Annotated in this window: 14 protein-coding genes and 1 pseudogene; 7 read left to right on the top strand and 8 right to left on the bottom strand. The window is 56.3% G+C overall.

Features of this window, described 5'->3' with window-relative positions; translation table 11 throughout:
* Positions 1-485: pseudogene (locus tag ABD971_RS08385) on the top strand (hypothetical protein); the annotation flags it as partial.
* A gap of 2,042 nt (positions 486-2,527) precedes the next feature.
* Here ABD971_RS08385 and ABD971_RS08380 read toward each other — a convergent pair.
* The 4 genes from ABD971_RS08380 to ABD971_RS08365 all read right to left on the bottom strand — a co-directional run bounded on the left by ABD971_RS08380 (position 2,528) and on the right by ABD971_RS08365 (position 6,882).
* Entirely contained in the window at positions 2,528-3,151 is a 624-nt protein-coding gene (locus ABD971_RS08380) for an ATP-binding cassette domain-containing protein (protein ID WP_345321131.1), read from the bottom strand.
* A gap of 14 nt (positions 3,152-3,165) precedes the next feature.
* On the bottom strand, positions 3,166-4,014 hold the full coding sequence (locus tag ABD971_RS08375) for an ABC transporter permease (protein ID WP_345321129.1): 849 nt from the start codon (positions 4,012-4,014) through the stop codon (positions 3,166-3,168).
* Positions 4,015-4,147: 133 nt separating this feature from the next.
* The gene (locus ABD971_RS08370) at positions 4,148-4,873 is read right to left on the bottom strand and encodes a YggS family pyridoxal phosphate-dependent enzyme (protein WP_345321128.1); all 726 of its coding nucleotides are present in this window, start codon (positions 4,871-4,873) and stop codon (positions 4,148-4,150) included.
* The gene (locus ABD971_RS08365) at positions 4,870-6,882 is read right to left on the bottom strand and encodes a hypothetical protein (RefSeq protein WP_345321127.1); all 2,013 of its coding nucleotides are present in this window, start codon (positions 6,880-6,882) and stop codon (positions 4,870-4,872) included. The genes ABD971_RS08370 and ABD971_RS08365 overlap by 4 nt, the downstream gene beginning before the upstream one ends.
* A 113-nt stretch (positions 6,883-6,995) precedes the next feature.
* Here ABD971_RS08365 and ABD971_RS08360 point away from each other — a divergent pair, with 113 nt between their 5' ends.
* Positions 6,996-8,168, top strand: a complete 1,173-nt coding sequence (locus tag ABD971_RS08360) for a YdjY domain-containing protein (RefSeq protein ID WP_345321126.1) — start codon at positions 6,996-6,998, stop codon at positions 8,166-8,168.
* Between the two features lie 605 nt (positions 8,169-8,773).
* Here the strand turns inward: ABD971_RS08360 and ABD971_RS08355 are convergent.
* On the bottom strand, positions 8,774-9,691 hold the full coding sequence (locus tag ABD971_RS08355) for a TIM barrel protein (RefSeq protein ID WP_339946201.1): 918 nt from the start codon (positions 9,689-9,691) through the stop codon (positions 8,774-8,776).
* Positions 9,692-9,946: 255 nt separating this feature from the next.
* Between ABD971_RS08355 and ABD971_RS08350 the strand changes: the two genes are divergently transcribed.
* The 4 genes from ABD971_RS08350 (at position 9,947) to ABD971_RS08335 (ending at position 15,042) form a co-directional block, all read left to right on the top strand.
* Positions 9,947-10,852: an MBL fold metallo-hydrolase gene (locus tag ABD971_RS08350; protein WP_345321125.1), complete on the top strand. Its 906-nt coding sequence runs from the start codon at positions 9,947-9,949 to the stop codon at positions 10,850-10,852.
* Positions 10,853-11,223: 371 nt separating this feature from the next.
* Positions 11,224-11,538, top strand: a complete 315-nt coding sequence (locus ABD971_RS08345) for a DUF485 domain-containing protein (RefSeq protein ID WP_339946199.1) — start codon at positions 11,224-11,226, stop codon at positions 11,536-11,538.
* Entirely contained in the window at positions 11,535-13,481 is a 1,947-nt protein-coding gene (locus ABD971_RS08340) for a sodium/solute symporter (RefSeq protein ID WP_345321122.1), read from the top strand. Before ABD971_RS08345 ends, ABD971_RS08340 begins: the two co-directional genes overlap by 4 nt.
* Positions 13,482-13,854: 373 nt before the next feature.
* On the top strand, positions 13,855-15,042 hold the full coding sequence (locus tag ABD971_RS08335; RefSeq protein WP_345321120.1) for an SGNH/GDSL hydrolase family protein: 1,188 nt from the start codon (positions 13,855-13,857) through the stop codon (positions 15,040-15,042).
* 599 nt (positions 15,043-15,641) lie between these two features.
* Here ABD971_RS08335 and ABD971_RS08330 read toward each other — a convergent pair.
* Positions 15,642-16,871: a M14 family zinc carboxypeptidase gene (locus ABD971_RS08330; RefSeq protein ID WP_345321118.1), complete on the bottom strand. Its 1,230-nt coding sequence runs from the start codon at positions 16,869-16,871 to the stop codon at positions 15,642-15,644.
* A 752-nt stretch (positions 16,872-17,623) separates the two neighbouring features.
* Here ABD971_RS08330 and ABD971_RS08325 point away from each other — a divergent pair.
* On the top strand, positions 17,624-19,363 hold the full coding sequence (locus tag ABD971_RS08325) for a DUF11 domain-containing protein (protein ID WP_345321116.1): 1,740 nt from the start codon (positions 17,624-17,626) through the stop codon (positions 19,361-19,363).
* 294 nt (positions 19,364-19,657) lie between these two features.
* On the opposite strand, the gene ABD971_RS08320 is transcribed toward ABD971_RS08325, so the two are convergent.
* Positions 19,658-20,662: a sugar phosphate isomerase/epimerase family protein gene (locus ABD971_RS08320; RefSeq protein ID WP_345321114.1), complete on the bottom strand. Its 1,005-nt coding sequence runs from the start codon at positions 20,660-20,662 to the stop codon at positions 19,658-19,660.
* A gap of 34 nt (positions 20,663-20,696) precedes the next feature.
* On the bottom strand, positions 20,697-21,527 hold the full coding sequence (locus tag ABD971_RS08315) for an alpha/beta hydrolase (protein WP_345321112.1): 831 nt from the start codon (positions 21,525-21,527) through the stop codon (positions 20,697-20,699).
* Positions 21,528-21,868 lie beyond the last annotated feature (341 nt).

The following is a 21,868-nucleotide window of genomic DNA, read 5'->3' as shown; positions in this document are numbered from 1 at the left end:
TCAAGACGACTCGAATCTACTTGCACTCGCTCAACCGCGAGGATGTGAAGGTGGTTAGTCCTCTGGACCGGATGAACTCAAATCGTCAAACGATTTCGGCAAACCGCAAAGCGATCGCCTCGGACACCCACGATGCGGCCGAGCAAGACGCCACCACCGAATGCGGGCAAGCCAAATGCGAGGCAGTTGCTCGCTCCGATTGCGAGCAAACACCCGCTCAGGATGGCATGATTTCCCAGAACGCTAAAGTTGAGGGCGAGGTGTCGGCGTTGGTGAGTGCGCTTTCGTTAACCGCAGATCATTCGCGACAGAGACGCAAAGCGGCCCCAGGGCATCAAGTGCCCCGACGCGTCCAGGAACGGGGACCATCACATGCAGCGGCACCGCCAGGGGCAACCCGAAAACGGTTTGGGTGGTGGAGCCAGGTGAAGAGTTGGGGGCTCCTGCTTGACGCGAGTGGGGGGAAAACATTGAACAGGAGGTAAGGGAGGGAACGGAGACAAAGCGTTTCCTGCCGCCCCTTCGGGGCTTTTATTGTTGCGTTGTTTTGTAACCCACGGCTCACGCCGTGGGCTACAACATGCCGTCCCTTTCGGGACTTGGGGATGATGGCTGAAACGCGTGCGTTGCACGATGTGGTTGCAAGCAAGACAATGCACCGATGCGGAAACAGACGAGGAGATTGAAAAAGTTAAATTGACAATTGTAAATTTTAAAATGGATGGGCGTCGCGACTCGGCGGGAAAGGATGCCACCGAAAATGATTCAACAGGAGGAAAGGGAGACAACAGAGAATACGCGGCTTGCAACCCTGTTTCCTCTGTTCGCTCCTGTTCAAATTGTCCGCTCGATCATCTCGCTTGTTTGGCGACGGATAGTTGGTTGCTCGGGTGAGATTAAGATCATGAGTATGATTAAGATTAAGAATTTTGTGGGGCGGGATCTTTAGCAAGATCCACTACGGGAGGGTGGGGCGAGACGGACCGGACGCTCTATTGATGGGCGGTGCGAGTGAGATCGAGGCGGGCCCTCACCCGGACGAGGCCTGAAGGGACCGTCCGACCTCTCCCGTGCTGCGCTCGGGAGAGGTGGCTGATGGAGGCGGTGAACGTAGCGCTTTCTGTCGCCCCTTCCGGGGCCTTCATTCTTGGGTTGTTTTGTAACCCACGGCTCACGCCGTGGGCTGTACGCTGTCGTCCCTGCCGGGACTTGAGGACGACGGTTGTCGCCCATGCTGCGCACTGCGATTACTGACGATTGCAGCGACGTTGGGGAGGGTGTGAGAATTGAAAAAGCTAAATTGACAATTGTAAATTTTAAAATGGATGGGCGTGGCTCGGCGGGAAAGGACGCCTCCGGAAATGATTGAACAGGAGGAAAGGGAGGGAACAGAGATGAGGCGACTTGTAACTCTGTTCCCTCTGTTTGCTCCTGTTCAAATAAGTCCGCGCAATTGTTGCTTTCGTATGCGGCGGGGAGCAGCTGCCGTGATGTGGAGTTGTGATTGAATGACTTTGGCTGAGAGTGGTTGACGGTCACCTTGGGGCGGGATCTTTAGCAAGATCCACTACGGGAGGGTGGGGCTAGACGGAACGGACGCGGAATTGATGCGCGGTGCGAGTGAGCCCGAGGCAGGCCCTCACCCGGACGAGGCCTGAAGGGCCCGTCCGACCTCTCCCGTGCTGCGCTCGGGAGAGGTGGCAGCAGGAGAATACGTGACTTGTAACTCTGTTGCCTTTGCTTGCTACTGTTCAAATTGTCCGAGCATTTGTTGCTTGCGATTGCGGCGGGGAGCAGCTGCCGTGATGTGGAGTTGTGATTGAATGACTTTGGCTGAGAGTGGTTGACGGTCACCTTGGAGCGGGATCTTTACCAAGATCCACTACGGGAGGGTGGGGCTAGCCGGAACGGACATGGAATTGGTGGGCGGTGCGAGTGAGACTGAGGCAGGCCCTCACCCGGACGAGGCCTGAAGGGCCCGTCCGACCTCTCCCGTGCTGCGCTCGGGAGAGGTGGCAGCAGGAGAATACGTGACTTGTAACTCTGTTGCCTTTGTTTGCTCCTGTTCAAATTGTCCGAGCATTTGTTGCTTGCGTTTGCGCCCGGGGGCAGCTGGTCTAATTGAATGGGGGCGGCTGGGTGTGGTTGACGGTTGTCTGGGGCCGGGATCTTTAGCAAGATCCACTACGGCAGGGTGGGGCTAGACGGAACGGCCGAGGAATTGATGCGTCGTGCGAGTGAGCCGGAGGCGGGCCCTCACCCGAGCAATCGCTGTAGGCTCTGCTCGACCTCTCCCTGCTGCGCTGGGAGAGGTGACTGGAATGACAGATGTTGACGTGCGAGTGAGCCCGAGGCAGGCCCTCACCCGGACGAGGCCTGAAGGGCCCGTCCGACCTCTCCCATGCTGCGCTCGGGAGAGGTGGCTGATGGAGAGGGAGCCGGCGGTGTTCGCTTCGCTCGACCGCCGGCTAATCTCTGTAACGCCTCCGACGTAGATGCATGTCGGGAGGGATGCTTGGGATCTTTATCAAGATCTACTACGGAGCTTGCCGTTGGTTAGGGTGAGGTGGCGGTCGGCTAGGGCGGCGGCTTCTTCGCGGTTGTGCGTGACGTGAAGCGTGGTGACTCCGGTTGTCGCTTTGACTTGCTGCAGCAAGTCGCTCATCTCGCTCCTCGTCTCTTCGTCCAGTGCACTGAGTGGTTCATCCAGTAGCAATATCGAGGGTTGGAACGATAACGCTCGACCAAGTGCGACCCGTTGCCGCTCGCCGCCGCTGAGCCCGCCAATCGTTCGATCGACCAGCAGTCCGATGCCGAGCATCTCGGCTAACTCCGCCGTGCGCCGTGCGATCTCCGCCGCCGACCGTTTTCGCAGTCGCAATGCGAATGCTAAATGTTCACCAACCGTGAATGTCGGGAACAACACTTGATCTTGCGGCACATAACCGACTTGTCGATCACCGGGTGACCAACCGGTGATGTCAACGCCGTCGAGCCGGATCGAGCCCTGCATGACCGCTCGCAATCCGCAGATCGCTTCGAGAATCGTCGTTTTGCCGCTGCCGGTCCGCCCCATCAGCACCGCATATTCGCCGCTGGCAAGCGTAAATGATAAATCCGACAGAACGAAGTCGCCTGCGCGGATACTCACACCCGAGAACTCGATCACTGAGCACCTCGTGTGTTCAGTAGCCTCAGAAATAACAAAACCAGTACCGCGATCGCGACCATCAACAGCGAAACTGCGACGGCGGCATCCAGTTCGCCGGCACTGATTTCCAGATAAACGGTGGTCGATAACACTTCGGTTTGCATTCGCGTCGCACTGGCGAACACCAGTATCGGACCAAACTCGCCGAGCGCTCGGGCCCATGCGATGGTGGTTGCCGCGATGATCCCTCGCCACGCTTGCGGCAAAGTGACTTGCCAAAACGCTTGACCGCGTGTGCAACCGAGCGTGCGGGCGACGTCTTCGGTTCGTGGATCAATCTGGTCGAACGTGACTCGCATCGTGCGAATGGCAAACGCACATGCGATCGTGAACTGGGCCAACACCACGGCGGGCCAATGATAGGTGACGGGGAATCCCACTTGGTTCTTTAACCAGGATTCCAGTTCCCAGCCGTAGATGGGAGTGTGAAACAAGATCAGCAAGCTGAGCCCTAGCACCAACGGCGGCAACACCATCGGGATATCGACTAACGTGTCGATCAATACGCGACCGGGAAACTTGTAGCGTGACAGTAGATAACCAAGTGGAGTGCCGACCCAAACCGATGCAATCGCGGCAACCGTGCAGGTCAACAGCGTCAATCGAATCGCCGCCTGGATCTCGGGTTTGCGAAGCGCCGCTGTGAATTCAGACCAGGATGTGAATGACACATCGGCGGCGATCAACAGAAGGATCAGGACGACGAAGATGGCCGAGATGCCTGCCATCACCACGAAAAACGGTGCGTCGCTGCGTCGACGGCGCACGGGAGGAGTGAGCGTTGCGGCCGGCGGTTGATTCATGTGCCGTTTTTTTGCTGCTCAGTGGTGGTGGAAGGGAGAGAGGGAGAGAGGGAGACAAGGAGACAAGGAGACAAGGAGCTGGGAGCTGGGAGCTGGGAGCTGGGAGTGAGGAGTGAAGGGTGAAGGAGGGGAACTAGGCGGGGGGGAGGAGGCCTTCGAAGAGGCGGGAGCCGATGCGGACCATGGTGGCGCCTTCGGCGATCGCGGCGGCGAAATCGCCGCTCATCCCCATCGATAACTCGGGTAATGCGGCGCCGGTTTGCTGCGTCAGTTGGTCTCGCAGTTCGCGTGTGGCTGCGAATTGTTGGCGGGCGGCGTCCGCATCGGTGCCCCAACCGGCCATCGCCATCAATCCGACAATCTCGACTGCGTCGGTGTCGCTGGATCCAAGCTGTGACTCGATCATCGGACGCAGCTCCTGTGGCTTCAGCCCCGTCTTCGCTTCCTCACCGCTGATGTTCACCTCTAATAACACTTTGGTAGGAATCTGCTGCGCCGTCGCTTCTTCGACGATCGCGGTCAACAATCGAGGACTGTCGACGGAATGGATCATCGGATGAAACGGCAGTGAGCGACGAAGCTTGTTCCGCTGCAAGTGACCGATCAAATGCCACTGCACATCGTCAGGAAACGCAACCTCTTCGTTTTTCTTCCAAAGCACTTGCGGGCGATTCTCGCCAAGCACGCGGCATCCTGCATGGACCAACCCCAGCGTCATCTCGGCATCAACGTACTTAGTAACTCCGATGATCGTGACCGAGCCGGCGGGACGATCGGCCGCCGTCGTGGCTGCATCAACGTCGTGTTGTACCGCTTGCCAATTTTCGGTTAATCGAGCTTGCGAACTAGGGTCAATCATGATTCCGATTCATCATCCATATGCTCGGCGTCGTCCACGGTCACCAATTCATCATAGATCCCTTCGCCGGGATCAAATTTGGCGGCAAAGAAGTCGGCGATCAAGTGTTTCCCCAAAACAGTTCGGCAGCGACGTCCGCCGAGGGAACGATAGATCATCCATTGTTCGGAACCGACTTGAACGCGGAACCCCGCGGCTTCGTGATGTTCGCAGATCCGGCGTTCGTCACCCACGGTCAATTGACGCCAGGTGCGTTTACGTTTGAAGCGTCGTTGTTGCAGATCAAACCACAGCGGCACATACAACGCTCCGGTCCCTTCGGCAGTCCATACCAAGTGCTCATCCTCGCTGGCCGAAAGCTTTGTGGTGGTGGGGCCGATCCGCCATTCCGATGCGGACATTGGCATCACGACGGCGCTTCGTTGACCGGCACACAAATAGACTTCGCGAGTTTCCTTCTCAAGCTCGGGCGACACACCCGATGCGACGGGAATGCGAGTGGAGTATCGAATTTTTTGCGAAAGGGCACCGGGTTCTTGACGATCTTTTGGCAGCACTCCGTCGGCAAGCAGCAAAGTGCGGTCCGAGCGAATCAGCATCAATTGCCGCTGCAACACCACTCCGCCAGTCCAATCCTGTTCAATTTCGATGTAGTGCACATCGTCGTCGGTGTACTCGCAAACTAATCCCCAATCGCCTGTCGCGGACTGTTGCGTCCCATTGATTTCGATCGAGGTTTGGACTTGCCCCGCGATGATTTGGGTGCGGCCAGCAAAAATTTCGAGCTGGTTGTGTTCGCCGGCGTAATGCAGATGCGTGCGTCCTCGGCGGACATCCCAATCGGGCAGCATAATGGCAAGCTTGGCATCTTCGTTATGCAGGAAAGATTCGGGCAGGCAGACTTCCCATGCCAATCGTCCGCCAGTATGGCCAAGCCCCAGTGCGGCTTCGGTGGCCGGCCGCAGCGTTTCAGGGTCAAACGCAATCGCATGCTCAAGCAGTCCGGTTTTACCAAGATCGTCTTTCACATCTTTGCGGCTCAGCGGACTCAGCGCCGATGTGCCGTGATGAGTGGTCATTGCGGCGACCCAGGTCGCCATTTGATCACCGACAGCGTGCCACGATTTATGAAACTTCTTTTTCGTGGTCGACTTCATAATCGCTTGGCATCGCATGATCGAACCGAGCACCAGCCGGGCGATGGTTCCTTTGGCAAGCGCATTTGGAATCGCGTCTTCTTCGTGGTCACACCATTGAGCCAGAGCTTCGATTGCCGATTTCTGAGCCCGTTTACAGGAGGGTAATTCGGCGAGCCGCCATGCCAGGGTCAAACCGAGTTCCGCACCGACGATCAAGTGGGCGGGCGAGTCCGGCGAATGGGATTCGAGTACCAGTTCGCGGAATCGTTGCAGCGACCCGAGCAATTCCCACCACAGGGTTGGTTCGAGTTGTTTGCTGAGCAGCGGCATCGCGGCGGCCCAAACCACCGCGTCTTGGCACGACAATGCGGACATGTCGCCGTGATCCAATTGGGCGATCATCTCGGTCGTCGCAGAAACCAAATCCAACGGCCGAGTCGAGCGCCGCCGCATCGGTTTTTGGTCACAGGCCAATTGGCTGAGCGACATTCGCACTGGATCGATCGCACTGCCAAGCGCGGTTGCGACGCCCCAGCGATAGACAGTCCCGCCGATCGCCGATTTGCCAAACACATGCTTGGCGGACATTGTGTTGGCGTGCGATTCGACCTTTTTGCGTAACCGCTTCCAATTTTCATCGGACATCGGCGTGGGAGCCGCATTCTCGCACGCGGATGCGATCGCCGGTGCGTCGGCTAGAGCGTTTGCGAGTTCGGGGGCGTTTGCGAGTTCGTCAGCCCCCCCCGCCACCTTGGCGGGCTTTTGGCGAGTCGCCTTTTTTGACTTCGTTTTCGCAGGGGATGCCGGTCGACCATTGGAGGGTACAGAGGCGGTCGAGGCGTTTTCGGCCTCCGTGGTTCGTGTCGACATGGGCTATAATGCGATTGCTGAAAAGTATCGTTTTTGTGTCAGGTTGACTGACGTATAACTTACTCATTCAACCCAATGACGCTAGCGCTTCCTCCCCACTCGATCGACACTCTATGCCCTATTTTGCCAAGACCACGCCGACGCTCACCCTGCTTGTAGTCTTCGCCACATCCCTAGCGGTCGGGTGCGGCAGCGAATCAGCGCCCCGGAAAAGTGCCGAGCTGTCCTCGTCCGTGACGGCCCCCACTGCGGAAAACGAGCGAAATGCAGCTGAATCTGCTGCCGACGGTATCGCTGCGGCCGCGGTCGCTGTCGAAAAAGATGCGTCGTCCGACGTCGACGTGGCGAAGCAAACCGAGCCCAGTGGGCTGCGTCAGTTGCCAATGGCCGAGGAAAAACCGAAAGTTGAAGATTTAGTGAAGAAGACTGCGACAGGCGTGTCAGCCCCCGAGTCCGATGCCGGCCCCGAGTCCGATGCCGTGCCGAGTGCTACACCCAAGGCCGATATTGCTGCGGAGGAACCGGAGCCAGCGATGGAGGATCCGGAGCCGCAAATGTCACCTGCGGAATTTTTGAGCAAGCAGTTTTTGCCGCCACCGGGAGCAAAACGCTTGAGTCAGGAATCGCTGCTGTGGGTCGATCGCAAATCGAATCGCGTTTACATCGACGGTTACGTCGCGATCGATCGCGGTGCATTAGAGATGTTTGCGTGTCCGGTCGGCAGCAAAGAGCATGAGTCGATCGTGGCGGTGGTGGCGAAATCGAGCGAGGTGCACGCGGCTCTGTTGGTCGTCGGCGCGAAAACGGGAACAACGGCGATGTTTACACCTAATTTTGTCCCGCCGACGGGCCAGGCGATTCGGGTCTGGGTCAGTTGGCGTGACAAGCAGGGCAATTTCCACGTCGAAGACGCGCGACGTTGGGTGCAAGACACCGAGACCAAAGAATCGGTCGAGGCGGATTGGGTGTTTGCTGGCAGCGGGTTTTATAAAGACGAAGAGGATGGACGCGAATATTACCGAGCGGACGGCGGCGACATGATCTGCGTGTCGAACTTTAGTACCGCAATGATGGATCTGTCGTTGGCCAGCAGTGCGGATGCCGACTCGCTATTGTTCCGACCGTTCGAAGGCCGGGTGCCCGAGCGTGGCACGCCGCTGCGATTGATCTTGGTACCAATCCCAGTGCCAACCGACGGGCCACCACCGGAGTTGACGCCCGAGCAGGATCCGAATGTGAAACCGCAGGAAACGGTGTTGCCAGTGAGGGAAGGGAAAGAGGAGTGAGGAGTGAGGAGTGAGGAGTGAGGAGACAGGGAGACAGGGAGACAGGGAGACACGGAGACACGGAGACACGGAGACACGGAGACACGGAGACACGGAGAGTGGGAGAGTAGCGGCGGGCGCCGATTGTCGGCCAGCTTTCCAAGCTGGAACCGCCGGCGCTGAATGTCGCGTCTAAGCCGAACGTAGTATCAGTTTCGCATCGAACGTGAAATCCGAGGCACGCTGTCGGCTTGGAAAGCCGTCCGACAATCGGCTCGGTGAATTCAACAAATGAAAAAAGGCCGGTCACACGGGTGTGTGACCGGCCTCTTTTCTGTTTGGTTGGTCGTAGCGGAAGTCGTCGAGACTTTCGTCTTGTCAGCCTGACGGCTTAATAACGCTCGCGTGAGCTTTGATGCTCGCGGTTGCTTGACGAAACCCTTCGCGAGTTTCGTTACTTCGCAGCGGCGGTGCTTTGCGACAGCAACGTGCAAATTCGGTGTCACCAGCCCTCCCCGAAAATCTCGCTGAAGGCTCGATTTTCGACCCTCCCGACGCAAGGCTGGGAGGGTGAATCAGGTGGTTACAGCCGCTTGAATTGCAAGCTGCAGCTAGCCGGCAGCAACTTAGGTTGCTGGAGTTGGCTCGTAAGGCACGTCTTCGATCAGATCCATTGGCAATGGAGCGACGTGAACGCCGGCGTCACGCGAGATCGAATCGATTGCTTCTTGAGCCTTTTGCACGGTGTTTTCACGTGTTTGGCCTTTGTAACGCGACGACGATGCGGTCGGCGAAACGGGGCCCTTGTACTCAGCTGCCTTCAAGTGGCTGATCACGCTAACGTGAGCCAATGCGCCTTCTTTTTCAGGCAACACGCGATCGGTGGTCTTGGCGGTTTCGGCAGTCGCGTCACTGGCGACCGAGCCCAATCGGACGGCAACGATCTTTTCCGCGTCCAAACCGGTCAGTTGAGCCAGCGTGCCTTTGCCGACAACCCAGTCAAAGGTGTCAACGATGTAGCCGATGTTCGCTGCGGGAATGCTGCTGATCAAAGCGATAAAGCCTTCGACGTCGCGAACGAATTCGAATTCTTTGCCTTCGGCCAACTCTTTACCGGCCGAGAAGGAAACGCCCAAGCGAATTTCGCGAGGAGCGAGGACTTCGGCGATTTGGTTCAAACGAGCACGTTGAGTTTCAAAATACTCGGGGTAGGGCAAACGATCGGTTGCGGCGGGCAGACGCAAGTAGGCTCGTTTGACTTTCAGTTCTTTGGCGATTTCGGCCATCGGGTGAAGCGTCGCGACTTGAGCGGTGAACGTATCGTCGTCCGCGTCCAAGTTGACGCCTAGATCGAAGCCACCGATTTTGATGTCGGTTGCACGAAGGTACTTGGTGGCGTCTTCCAAACTGGTGCGTTGCGAGCGACGGAGCATGTCAGCCATGTCGACATCCATGCCGCGGAACCCGTAGGTCAACGCCAACTCGATCAATTCACTTTGACGGCCGTTGATTCCAAGTAACCAAGGTGAAAAATTCTTGAACATTCAGTTCTTCCTGCTTTTTGATGACGTTTAACGTGATTGGCTCATAGTGGAGCTGATAAAAATGGAGCCGATGGCGTTTGCCACGGGCCTCGGGACGAGGCACCAAGCTTGTGTAGGAAGGCCCGAGGCGATCGCCTGCGGCTCACGAAAACACATGGATTTTTATCAGCCAAGCCCAAGAGTATCGCAGAAACAGGCCTCTGCAGCCAAGGGGCTTATTGACAGCTTTCCAAATCGCTGAGAAGTTCCTTCGTTATGGTCAATCCAGAGCCCTCGCCGCCCCCGAATCCCACTGTTTCGGGCCCCGATCCGTCCACTCAGGCGGAAGTCGTCTTTTTGGGGACGGGAACCAGCGTCGGTGTGCCCGCATTGGGCTGCGAATGCGCGGTCTGTCAGAGCGATAATCCCCGCAATAACCGCACTCGATGTGCGATCACGATTCGGTTGCCCGAGTCGATTGCGTACAGCGATCCGGAGTTCGATCACGAGACGCCGCATCATGCGTCGCGGACGATTTTGATCGATACGCCGCCCGATTTGCGGACACAATTGCTGCGTGAAAAAATCCCGCTGATCCACGCCGTATTGTTCACTCACGAGCACGCAGACCATCTGTTCGGGTTAGACGATTTGCGTCTTTTTCCGTTTCGGCTTGGCTACCCAGTTCCCCTGTATTGCCAAAGTCACGTCGAACAGCGGATCCGTCATTCGTTTGACTATGCGTTTTCGAAACGCGAACCGACGCATCCGGGGGCGGTACCGCAGCTCTGTTTTCGCAATATTGTCGAAGATACGTTTGACGTGTTTGGAATTCCGATCACGCCGATCCCGATGACGCACGGGCCTCATTTCAACGTGTTGGGGTTCCGAATTGGCGATTTTGCTTATTGCACCGATACCAACGGGATTCCCGATTCGTCGGTCGAGCGACTTCGCGGGGTCAAGACGTTTGTAGTCGGGGCGCTGCGGCATGCGATCCATCCGACGCACTTCAATTTGACCGAAGCAATCGAGATGGCCAACCGAGTCGGAGCCGAGCAGACTTATTTCACGCACATCTCACATGATCTCGAGCACGAACAGACCAACCGCGAGCTCCCCGCTGGCATCTCACTAGCGTACGACGGTCTGCGAGTCAAAATCGGCCTGAATGTGGGATAGGTTTCCCAGGCTCGTCATCAGCCGTAGCGAAACTCGCGAAGAGTTTCGGGGGGCAGCCTGTGAGCCGTGGGCCGTAAGGCACCGGGTCGTGCGTGGGACCCGGCCGCTTACGCGTCACGGCTCACTCGATCAATAAACCGCGCTGGCCGAAAGTCTTGGCGACTTTCGCTACGAGTCTGTTTCATGATTTCGGGGGGGCAATCGGCGGAAAAATCGGAATCGTCGTTACCGCTTGCCAAGTTTGTGTTTCTGACGTCCCCCTTGCCGGGCGAACTGGGTTAATATGGGGCCCGACAACGCTTGTCGACTCCACTCCCCGACTCCCCCATACTCGTTCTCACCCCCTCCTTCTTCCCCTTTCTCATTCACTTATGCCCACTCCACTGCCCAAAGCGGACGTGCCCACTGCGGCACGTCAATACAACTCGCGACTTGGCATCGTGCTGTTTGTCGTCTACTTGGTTCTGTATGCCGGATTCGTCTTCATCAACGCGTTTGCCGCCGAAAAAATGGAAACGGTCGTGTTAGCGGGATTGAACCTCGCGATCGTGTACGGATTTGGCTTGATTATCGCCGCCATCCTGATGGCACTACTGTATGGAGTGATGTGCCGGAACGAGCCGATCAACGGATCGCCCGCGAGTGACGCAAGCAACGTCGATACAAACGAAGGAGCGTCACGATGATTTACGAACCTTCATGGATCGCAGTTTTTGTTTTTTTGGCGTTTGTTGTTGTCACCGTCGGTCTCAGTTTTTTCCTGGGCCGCAAAGCAACTTCGAGCGAGGGGTACTTTGCCGCTCATGGTCAAATCCCTTGGGCGGTCAACGGCGTGGCGTTCGCAGGCGACTATTTGTCTGCCGCTTCTTTCCTGGGTATTTGCGGGATGATCGCAGCTTACGGCTACGATGGATTCCTGTATTCGATCGGTTATCTGGCGGGCTGGATCGTGGCGTTATTTGTGATCGCCGAGCCGATGAAACGACTTGGGCGATTCACATTCGCCGACGCCTTGGACGCCCAGTTCAACTCGCGAGGCATCAAGTTGGCTGCGGGGATCAGTACATTGGCGGTCAGTATTTTTTATCTGATTCCGCAAATGGTCGGTGCCGGTTCGTTGATCCAGCCGCTGCTCGGTTTTCCGCATTGGGTGGGCGTCGTCTTGGTCGGGATGGTGGTCATCGTGATTGTCGTGACCGCAGGGATGGTATCGACGACATGGGTGCAATTTTTGAAAGGCTCGCTGCTGGTCTTCTTCAGTGCCATTTTGGTAGTGATGTTACTCGCCCGTGGCTTTGTCGAATCCGATGGTGGATTGAAATCGATTGGCCCGATCGCGTCGGCGAGTCTGGGGCAGACACAAATTGACGGTCGCGACGTCGTTCCGCCGACCGGGCAATGGGCCGAGCATCCCGAGTTTATCCGGTTAGCCGACGACGAGGGCGGTTACGAAATCTATCACGTCGACGCGATGGAAGCGGACGCGGCGATGGGAGTGTCCGATCCAGTAATGCTGCAGCAAGCGCAAGAGATCACCACGGCAGCCGACGGGTCACGAACGGTCGACGGGTTGCCGTTCGGATCAGGCGAAGGCGAGCGTCAACTGCAAGCGGTCGGTCATGTTTCGAAGCTGCCTTCGGATTACAAGTCGGGCGAAGCACTGGGGCCGATCTCGTTTTTCACAACGATGTCCAAGAGCGAAATTGTGCTCTGGGGCAGCGAGGTGATCCGGCATGACGATGGTGGATCGACAAAGGTTTTCTATCAAAAGCCGACCGAGGGAACTCGCGTGCTGCGACCGGGCGAGCATCCGAAATTCGCAGGAATTCGCGGCGGAAAGCCTACCGACCGGATCAATTTCTTATCGTTGATGTTGGCATTGTTTTGCGGCACCGCGTCGCTGCCGCACATTTTGATTCGCTATTACACGGTCAAAGACGGTGCGGCGGCTCGAAAAAGCACGATCGTGGGGATCACCAGTATCGGTTTCTTTTACGTGCTGACGCTGTACCTCGGACTCGGCGCGATGACCAGCAACGCGCTGGATCTGACCGACACCAACATGGCCGCTCCGCTATTGGCTCGCAGTATGAGCCAGTGGTTGTTTGCGATCATTTCGGCGATTGCGTTCACCACGGTACTGGGGACGGTCAGCGGTTTAATTTTGGCCAGCAGTGGCGCGGTGGCTCACGATTTGATCGGCGGAGTGATGGGAATCGAATTGACGGGACACGCGCAGGTGCGAGTCGCGAAGTTGGCTGCCGTTGCGGTCGGAGCGATTGCGATTCTGTTGGGGATCGCGTTCAAAGAAATGAACGTCAGCTATTTGGTGGGTTGGGCGTTCAGCGTTGCGGCGAGTGCGAACTTGCCCGCGCTTGTAATGTTGCTGTTTTGGAAGCGAACGACCAAAGAGGGAATCATCTCCAGCGTGATCGTTGGCATGATCAGTTCGTTGGGATGGATTTTGTTGTCCGCTGATACGTACGAAAAGGTATACGGTTGGAACGGAGCCGACGCGATCGCGCCGTTCACCCAACCGGGGATTGTCACAATTCCGTTAGCGTTTGTGACTTTGATCGTCGTGTCATTGATGACCAAGCGAGACGAGCCAGAACCATCGGTCGCGTGATTCCGGCCTGGTCCGTAGCGAAACTCGCCAAGAGTTCCGGCGATAATATGAGTGGGCCAGGACGCTTGCGAGCCTGTCTGGCCCTGAAAAACCATAACCCGACGCGTGAGTTTTGAAGTTGCGCGTTTAGACGTTCTTCGGGCCAAAGTCCCAGCAAACGGCCGGGCCGTTAGCCCTACAATTCATTGTTTTTTTTGGTCCCAGCCCGTTGGGCTGGGCTAGGTAAACGTCCGGGGCTTTGCCCCTAAATACAAACGCGCAACTTCAAAACTTACGCGTCGGGTTATGATGAAAAAGCCGAGCGTTCTCTTACGGGGCCACGGCACAAATCCAATATATGTTTTGTTTCTCACCCACTCGAAGCGACGACAAGATGAAACGACGATTTACCGCGTACCGATCTTTAATGCTGGTTGCTTTGCCATTGATCGCCTGCAGCGGGTTCGCTGCGGATCATGTGGCGTTTCGCGGCGATTTCCAGAATGCTCGGATCAAGTTCGAGCAATCGAAAACCGGAAACGTGGCTTTCATCGGCGGGTCGATCACCGAGATGGACGGTTATCGGCCGATGGTGTGTGAGATTCTGCAGCGACGTTTTCCAGCGACGAAGTTCAACTTCATCAATGCAGGAATCTCATCGACCTGTTCCACCACCGGAGCGTTTCGTTTGCAGTCGGATGTACTGGACCGAGGCGACATCGATTTGTTGTTTATCGAGTTCGCGGTCAACGATGATCAGGACGCTCATCACTCCAAGGCCGCTTGCATTCGCGGGATGGAAGGGTTGGTGCGTCACGCCCGAATCGCCAATCCTAATATCGATTTGGTGATTACCTTTTTCGTCAACGAATCGATGCTGGCGACGCTGCAAAAGAGCGAAACGCCGCTGACGATTGCGGCGCATACGGCGGTGGCTGAGCATTACGACGTGTCGACGATCGGATTGGCCAGTGAAGTGGCCGATCGGATCACCGACGGCACGCTGACTTGGAAACAGTACGGCGGAGTGCATCCCGCACCGGCGGGCAATGCGATCGCCGCGACGATGATCGACGAATTGATGAGCGAGGCCTGGTCGGAACCGCTGGCGAAATCCGCGGCGATCAAGCCTCACCCGCTGCCCGAGTCGCCGCTGAATCCGACCAGCTATTGGCGAGGACGTTTTATTGATCCAGCGACTTCGAAGATTCACGACGGTTGGTCGATCTCGGTTCCTGATTGGTTATCGCTTCCCGGTAGCACTCGCGAGCGTTTCCGCAAACTTCCGATGCTGTGCGGCGAGCAACCGGGGGACACAGTGTCGCTGTCATTCGCCGGGACGGCAATCGGTGCCTATGTTGTTGCGGGACCGGACGCGGGGATGATTGAAGCCAGTGTCGATGGGGGTCCGTTTGAAGTGGTGGATTTGTATCACCAATACAGTAAAGGGCTGCATTATCCGCGGACTGTCATGTTCGCAACCGATTTAGAAGCGGCTGAGCACACCATCGAGCTGAAGATCGCAGACAAAACCCGCAGTAAAGGGAATGCGGCTCGGATCATTCAGTTTGTTGCAAACTAAGTGGTTGTCGTTCGCATCAAAGTCGTCCCATCCGTAGCGGAAGTCGTCAAGACTTTCGTCGTTTTTCTTAACGATCCGAGACCTACACCTCTGCCGAAAACGAAGTTTAGGGAGAGGGCGAGCGGAGCCTTTAGCGATGCTCGGGTGAGGGGCTGGCTCAGGCGTACTTGCACTGGGCATCCCACCGACAACTGCTTGTCACGATTTCTTTGCGCGGTCGGCCCTCACCCGGACGAGGCCTGAAGGGTCCGTCCGACCTCTCCCATGCTGCGCTCGGGAGAGGTGACTTGTACGCTGCACCTCTGCCGAAAACGAAGTTTAGGGAGAGGTCGAGCGGAGTCTTCAGCGATGCTCGGGTGAGGGTCTGGCTCCGGCTTGCTTGCACTGGACATCTCACCGACAACCGCTTGCCGCGATTTCTTTGCGCGGTCGGCCCTCACCCGGACGAGGCCTGAAGGGCCCGTCCGACCTCTCCCGTGCTGCGCTCGGGAGAGGTGACTTGTTGACTGCCACCTCTGCCGAAAACGCGGTTTTAGGGAGTGGTGACTCAGACAGAGGTGACTTGGCGCTTGCCGGCTGCGAATTGGCGTGAACAAAGATCAATCGGTTGCTTTGAAATAAGCATCTAGCACGTCGCACAGCTGTTGGCCGTAGATCATCCAGTGCTCGGCGGAAGGCCGCGACTGCAGTCCTTCGATCCAATTTGCGTTTAGCTCGTGAATCACGGCGTCGATGCCGAAACGCGAGAGCCAGCCTTCGCCGAGCGTTCCCGAATTGCGAAACGTTGGATCGGTTGCCCCTTCGCGGAACCACGTTTTTTCGACGAGCAGTGATTCCAGGCGATTCATGCGGACCAAGTAGGCTTCGAGCTGGGTGTCGTCGGGACGGCTGAGATGCAATTTGCCGCTCTCGTCATTGTGCAGCTCCAGTGCCAGATGCGGCCGGCGGCCTGAGTTGAGCATTCCCGTGAGCCATAGTTCGAGGGCCGCGTTCTCGGGGCAAAGGTTTTCATCCGCAGGGGCGTTCCAGTCGCGATTCAGATCCTTGCCGAGCACATTAAACCGGGTTCGCCCCATCGCGACACCATCTTTGTTCGCCATCGGCATGATGTAAACGCAATATCGGTCCAAGTACGACGCACTGTCCTCGTCGTGCGTTTTCAGCAAATGACGCATCATCCCTTCGACCACCCAATTGCCGCCCGGTTCCCATGGATGGGCACGTGCGCGAATGAAGACACGATTCGGTGCATCTTCGCGGCCGATTCTCACAATCTCGAGCGGGCGTTGCTGGACGGTTTCGCCAATCGGGGTGACTTCAACGAGCGGATGCTCCGCGATCTCAGCAAGCAATCGGTTCAAGTCACTGATGCGATATGGCGGCAGCCGGGCCACCCACAAGCTGCCGCTTGGGGGTACCGTCACGGTGAAACGCAATTGCCCCGCGTCCTTGATAAATTCTGTTTCGATCGACTGCCATTGCGATCCATTGGGACTGATGAATCCGATCGTGGCGTCAGAACATGCCAACGCCGAGCGGCCATTCCAAACGTTGGAAAAGTGGTTTAGCAGCAGCGTCAACTCGCTGCCGGGTTCCGCGTCGATGCGAAAATGCCAATGCCCTGCGGCTCGATTGGGCGAATCACGCTCGTGATCGTAGATCAGATCGATGCGGACGGTGCCATCGGCTAAGACTTCCCAATCCAGCGGCGAAGCATTCTCGAAACTGGTGTCGATAAAGTGCAGCGGGTCAGCGGCCAGGACTTGATTGGCCAGCATCAGGATCGCAATGGCTAACGCGTGCAGTACAGGGGAAGCGAGATGTCGCATGGTTGCGTTCCGATTTCTAAGGGGCGGGCAGGGTGGCAGGGCGGGCAGGGTGGCAGGGCGGGCAGGGCGGGCTGTGTGGAAAGGGCTGGCGGGACGAGCGACACGTTGGACGCTCGCGGAGTTTAGCTATCACCGTTTTCACTATAACCGAAATCACGACACGAATTAGTTTCGCAGATCGTAAAATCTTGTCCTCGTTCCCGGTCTCTGCCCTAACGCCGTGAACGATTTTAAACTGCAAGTTACAGCATTTGCGTTTCGTAGCTACGCTCGCTAGAGCGTGGATTGTTGGTGTCCATTGCGAATCACACCTTCTGGCGAAGGTAGCTACCAGAAAATGCTTCAGAGCGTTCCGTTTGGATGGTGACGAAACCGTGGCTAGCGGCAAAACGGCTAACGAAATCAGCAGTCTGTTCGGGAACGAGCGGTTGTGGATGAACCACCACGTTGGGCGACGAGCAATCATACGAGTTGTGTCCCTCGTTAAACCGTCTTTATCTCGAGCCATCTCCGGTGCAACGAACAAACTTTCCACATTGGCGTTTTGGGGCTATGGCGGGAGTATCGCGGCGAAATAGTGAAGTGAATCACGATTCTTGTTGATTCGCCACAAAATCAATTGCTCTTTCGGCGCGCCAGTTGCGAGCCACTGGAGGCATCCACAATTCTTTCAGCTGAACACAGATGTGGTGATGTGGAGTCGAAAGTGCGGCTCTTCCCTTTTCCCCTCCAGTCCAATTAAAGGTATTACAATGTCACGTTGGTTAAAAACAACACCTCTCTTTACGATGCTGGTCGCTGCCGCGATTTGTGTCACTCCGGGCAATGCACACGCGGATGAAACGATCACGACGGGCGATGGATTGTTGTCGCTTCGTGCGTCGATGCCCGAAGAAACGCGGGTGGGCGAATCGTTCACGTACACAGTCGAGGTCACCAATGCATCGGACAATATTGTCTTGCATGACATCGAGCTGAAGCAGCGGAAGGCGAAGGGCTTGAGCATCGAGTCGGTCTCGGTGAAAGGTGCAGACGCCAAGAAACAGAACAAAGACAAATCAAAAAAGACGACCACTGAAAAAACGTCGAATTCGGGCGATAGCATGAAGATCGCGATGTTGAACCCCGGTCAAAGCCGGACGCTCGAAGTGACGGCGTCTGCCGACGAAGAGGGCGAACTTCGCAGTTGTCTTGAGATCGCAAGCTATACTCCTGCGTTGTGCTTGTCGAGCAAGGTGGTCAAGCCTCAACTCGAGCTGACCAAAACGGCACCCGAAAAAGCGAATCGCTGTGACGTAATTGAGCTTGAATATGCCGTGAAAAACGGTGGATCCGGTGACGTAGGCCCCTTCGTTGTCAGCGACTCGCTGGGCGACGGACTGGCCACAATCGAAGGAAACAGCGACTTGGAATTCCAAGTCGACGGTTTGAAAGCTGGCGACACTCGCAAGTTTGTTGCACGTGTTTACGCTCAGAAAGCGGGAACGTTCTCGAGTCGTGCGGTTGCCAAAGCTAAAAAGAGTGACTTGAAATCTCGCAGTAAAGAAACCAGCACCGAAGTGATCACCGCCGATTTGGCCGTCAACCTTGATGGTCCCAATCGTTTGTATGGCGATCAAATGGCCGAGTTCACCGCCAGTATCACCAATACTGGAAACGCGGTAGCCGAAGACGTTCAAGTTCGCGTGTTGTGGCCCAACCAATCTCGCTTGTTGGACATGAGTGATACTTCGTTCGCAAAACAGGACAAGCAGAGCAAGAAGTCTAACCAAGGCGAACCGACTCCGGCAAAGAACAAGAAGTCCGAAAAGGACCAAAAGGATAAGTCGGCAAACGACAGTGATGCGAAGAAGAAGTCGAAGAACAACGAATCGGGTAACAACGATTCGAACGATCAAAAGATCGCAATGGAGATGAACGAGGACACGATCACCATTGATCGATTGGAAGCAGGCCAAACTGCGACATTTGACTACGCCATTCGTGCTGGTGACATCGACAAATTGCCGACCAAGGTCATTGCAACTTATGTGTGTGCCGTGGATGGTGCGGAAGATCAAGCCAAGGCCAAAGCACGAGCCACGTCGATGGCGATGGCGGAAGCCAAGATCGTGCGATTGCCTGCGATGCAAATGTTGGTGATCGACGACGAAGATCCCGTCTCTAACGGCGACGAAGTGGTTTACATGATCCGAGTTTGGAACGAAGGCGATGCTGCGGACAGCAAAGTCAAAGTGGTTGCCGAACTTCCCGAAGGGTTGACGTTCAAATCTGCCGAAGGGCCGACCAAGCATAAACAAGACGGTTCGTCGGTAACCTTTGAGCCGATCAAGACGATGAAGCCTGGTGATCGAATGGATTACAAGGTCACCGCAAAGGCGAGTGGCAATGAAAACGTGCTGTTCAAGGCGACGCTTTCGAGTGAAAAGCTTTCACAAGAAGTAACGACCGAAGAACCGACACGACTGTTCAGCCGCCAAGCCAAGAAATAGGTTGAATCAGTAGTCGTCGACTCTGAAGACAAAGCCCGCTCGAGCGATCGAGCGGGCTTTTTTTGTTTTGGGCCCGTGTTAACGCTTTATTTTTGCGTAGCGAAACTCGCGTCGAGTTTCGGGCACAGGATTCCTGAACCGTCACCATCGCGACCCGAAGCGTCAGCGAGGGACCGCGCCAAGATCGAGATTCCCTCGCTCACGCTTCGGGTGGTGATTTTTTTTGGCTGGATCAAGCAAACGGCGTAAATGCCTACGACTCGGCGACGAAAGTCTTGACGACTTCCGCTACGACTAGGCTTGCTTGATACCGAGCATGCGGTCCAGTGAATCGGCGGTTTGATAGATCAGGGCTTCGGGGAAGTGGGCGTAGGGATGAAAGTACTCGAACGTCAGATAGCCGTCGTACCCGGTTTTGTCCAAGGCGGCCAACACTGCGGGCCAATCGGTTGTGCCATCTAGCAACGGCCGGAATGCTTCCAAAGAATGGTCGCTCCCCTTTTTTGTGTACTCTTTGAAGTGGATGTTCTTGATGCGGTCGCCGAGGATCGGAATCCAGTGCTCGGGGAACTGATACTCCATAATGTTCCCCGTGTCGAAATGCACCTGTACATGTTTGCTGGAAAAGCTGTCGACAAAGTCAACCATTTCCATCGGAGACATCAAGAAGCCGTTGAAGAAGATGTTCTCGATGTTCAGGTAGACGTTCAGCTTTTCGGCTTGCGGCAGCAACTTTCCAATCGCCTCGCGAGCCCTTCGATCGCAAACATCGTTAGGCGTTGGATCATGATCGGGACGCCACGGCATGTGGACGGCGCCAGGAACGACCAACAGATTCTCGGTCCCCAAGTCGTGGGCTGCCTGCGTCATTTTGCTGGCCAATTCCATGCCGCGGGTGCGTTCGGCGGGATCGTTGCTGGTCAGCGGGTAGGGCCAAAACAGAAACGAGCAGACGCCGCTAATCGCGATCCCGATCTCGTCTGCCATCTGGCGAATCGCTGTGAACTCTTTTGTTCCCGATTTGGGTGACAGATCACTTTCGAGGTCATAGTTCAACTCGATCCCGTCGAAACCGGCATCTTTGGCCAGCTGCATGCATTGCCGCAACGTCATTTTGTCGGGGTACGGAAACGCCCACAGGTTGATCGACTTTTTCATCTCGTACTTCGGTCGCGGTGGGGTGTCCTTAGTCGAGTCGGCGGGCGCTGCGATCGCCTTGTTTCCGGTTGCCAAGACCGCGCTTCCAAATGCGGCATAGGTCAGCAGATCACGACGCTTTAAAGATGATTCCGGTTGCATGTCAGATTCCTGGTGAGGCGTTACCGTCAGCGTGTTATTTTTTAGCGATCGAATTAACAAATCGGAGCAGCAGAGGAAACGCAGGCTTGCCCATCTGGCCGTGATCAAAGCCATCCAATTCGTACAGCGTGGTTTGCGGGTGACCGACGACTTGCATCATCCGCCACATGTAGGCGTTCTCTTCATAACGACCGAGCATTTCGAGTTCACGATCACCGGTAATTAACAGCAGCGGTGGGCAGTCGTTACGAACATGAAACAGCGGAGCCAAGGCATCAATGACCGGTTGTTTGCCGCCGATCCCCTGTTCTTTGCGAGCGGTAAAGTGAGTGATGGTGTGGCCGCTAAACGGGATCAGGCCCGCGATATCGTCGGCATCAACCTGATGTGCCGCGAGCCATTTTTTGTCCAGCCCAATCATGCTGGTCAAATAGCCGCCCGCAGAATGACCGCTCACAAAAATCTTGTCGCGGGATCCACCATATTGCTCGATATTGTTGAACGTCCATGCGACGGACGCGGCGGCATCGTCGATGCAATCGTTTACGGTCACATCGGGGCTGAGCCGGTAATCGACTCCGACAACAATCACGCCGTTCTTCTTTAGCGACGCAGGGATTTCTCGTTTGCCGGCGGTCAGTCCCCCACCGTGAAACCAAACGATCGCGGGGGCATCTTTGGCATTTTCGGGGTAGTAGACGTCCAGGCGACATTTCTCGCTGATCGACGCGTCGTCGGACGTGCGATAGGTGATGTCGGTCGCGGTTTTGTAGCCCGCCGGTTTGGGCTGGCTATCGGCGGCGAAGATTAGTGTGGCGGAGGTCCAAGTGAGCAGCGCAAAAACGCAAATGGGAATTCGAAACATGGGTAGGCGCCATGGTAGGAAAGAAACGAGTGCAGCGAGTACGTTAATGTACTCGCTGCACAACGCTCTGTGTTGACGCGAACGCTAGTAGGCAAGCCGACTTTGCAAGTGAATTCTCGGACAGTAGCGTAGCGGAAGTCGTCAAGACTTTCGTCGATTTCCCCGCAAGCGGCTTGTTGATTTAGTGAGCCGCTCGCGCGTGAGCGGCCGGGTTCCACGCATTACCCGGTACTTTGCGGCCCACGGCTCACTTACGCAATTTGGATTTGGGAGTGCCGATGACAGGCTGGAAGCCCAGGGCTGTAAGGGTATCGCTGTGGCTTGATTGTCGTGTATTACCG

Source organism: Novipirellula rosea, from assembly GCF_039541335.1.
Classification (GTDB): domain Bacteria; phylum Planctomycetota; class Planctomycetia; order Pirellulales; family Pirellulaceae; genus Novipirellula; species Novipirellula rosea.
This window is presented reverse-complemented; position numbering and strand designations above follow the sequence as displayed.

Bases quoted from the DNA above. Each gene is read 5' to 3' on its own strand.
- ABD971_RS08375 (WP_345321129.1), bottom strand. From the start codon at position 4,014: ATGAATCAACCGCCGGCCGCAACGCTCACTCCTCCCGTGCGCCGTCGA.
- ABD971_RS08370 (WP_345321128.1), bottom strand. From the start codon at position 4,873: ATGATTGACCCTAGTTCGCAAGCTCGATTAACCGAAAATTGGCAAGCG.
- ABD971_RS08365 (WP_345321127.1), bottom strand. From the start codon at position 6,882: ATGTCGACACGAACCACGGAGGCCGAAAACGCCTCGACCGCCTCTGTA.
- ABD971_RS08360 (WP_345321126.1), top strand. From the start codon at position 6,996: ATGCCCTATTTTGCCAAGACCACGCCGACGCTCACCCTGCTTGTAGTC.
- ABD971_RS08355 (WP_339946201.1), bottom strand. From the start codon at position 9,691: ATGTTCAAGAATTTTTCACCTTGGTTACTTGGAATCAACGGCCGTCAA.
- ABD971_RS08350 (WP_345321125.1), top strand. From the start codon at position 9,947: ATGGTCAATCCAGAGCCCTCGCCGCCCCCGAATCCCACTGTTTCGGGC.
- ABD971_RS08345 (WP_339946199.1), top strand. From the start codon at position 11,224: ATGCCCACTCCACTGCCCAAAGCGGACGTGCCCACTGCGGCACGTCAA.
- ABD971_RS08340 (WP_345321122.1), top strand. From the start codon at position 11,535: ATGATTTACGAACCTTCATGGATCGCAGTTTTTGTTTTTTTGGCGTTT.
- ABD971_RS08335 (WP_345321120.1), top strand. From the start codon at position 13,855: ATGAAACGACGATTTACCGCGTACCGATCTTTAATGCTGGTTGCTTTG.
- ABD971_RS08330 (WP_345321118.1), bottom strand. From the start codon at position 16,871: ATGCGACATCTCGCTTCCCCTGTACTGCACGCGTTAGCCATTGCGATC.
- ABD971_RS08325 (WP_345321116.1), top strand. From the start codon at position 17,624: ATGTCACGTTGGTTAAAAACAACACCTCTCTTTACGATGCTGGTCGCT.
- ABD971_RS08320 (WP_345321114.1), bottom strand. From the start codon at position 20,662: ATGCAACCGGAATCATCTTTAAAGCGTCGTGATCTGCTGACCTATGCC.
- ABD971_RS08315 (WP_345321112.1), bottom strand. From the start codon at position 21,527: ATGTTTCGAATTCCCATTTGCGTTTTTGCGCTGCTCACTTGGACCTCC.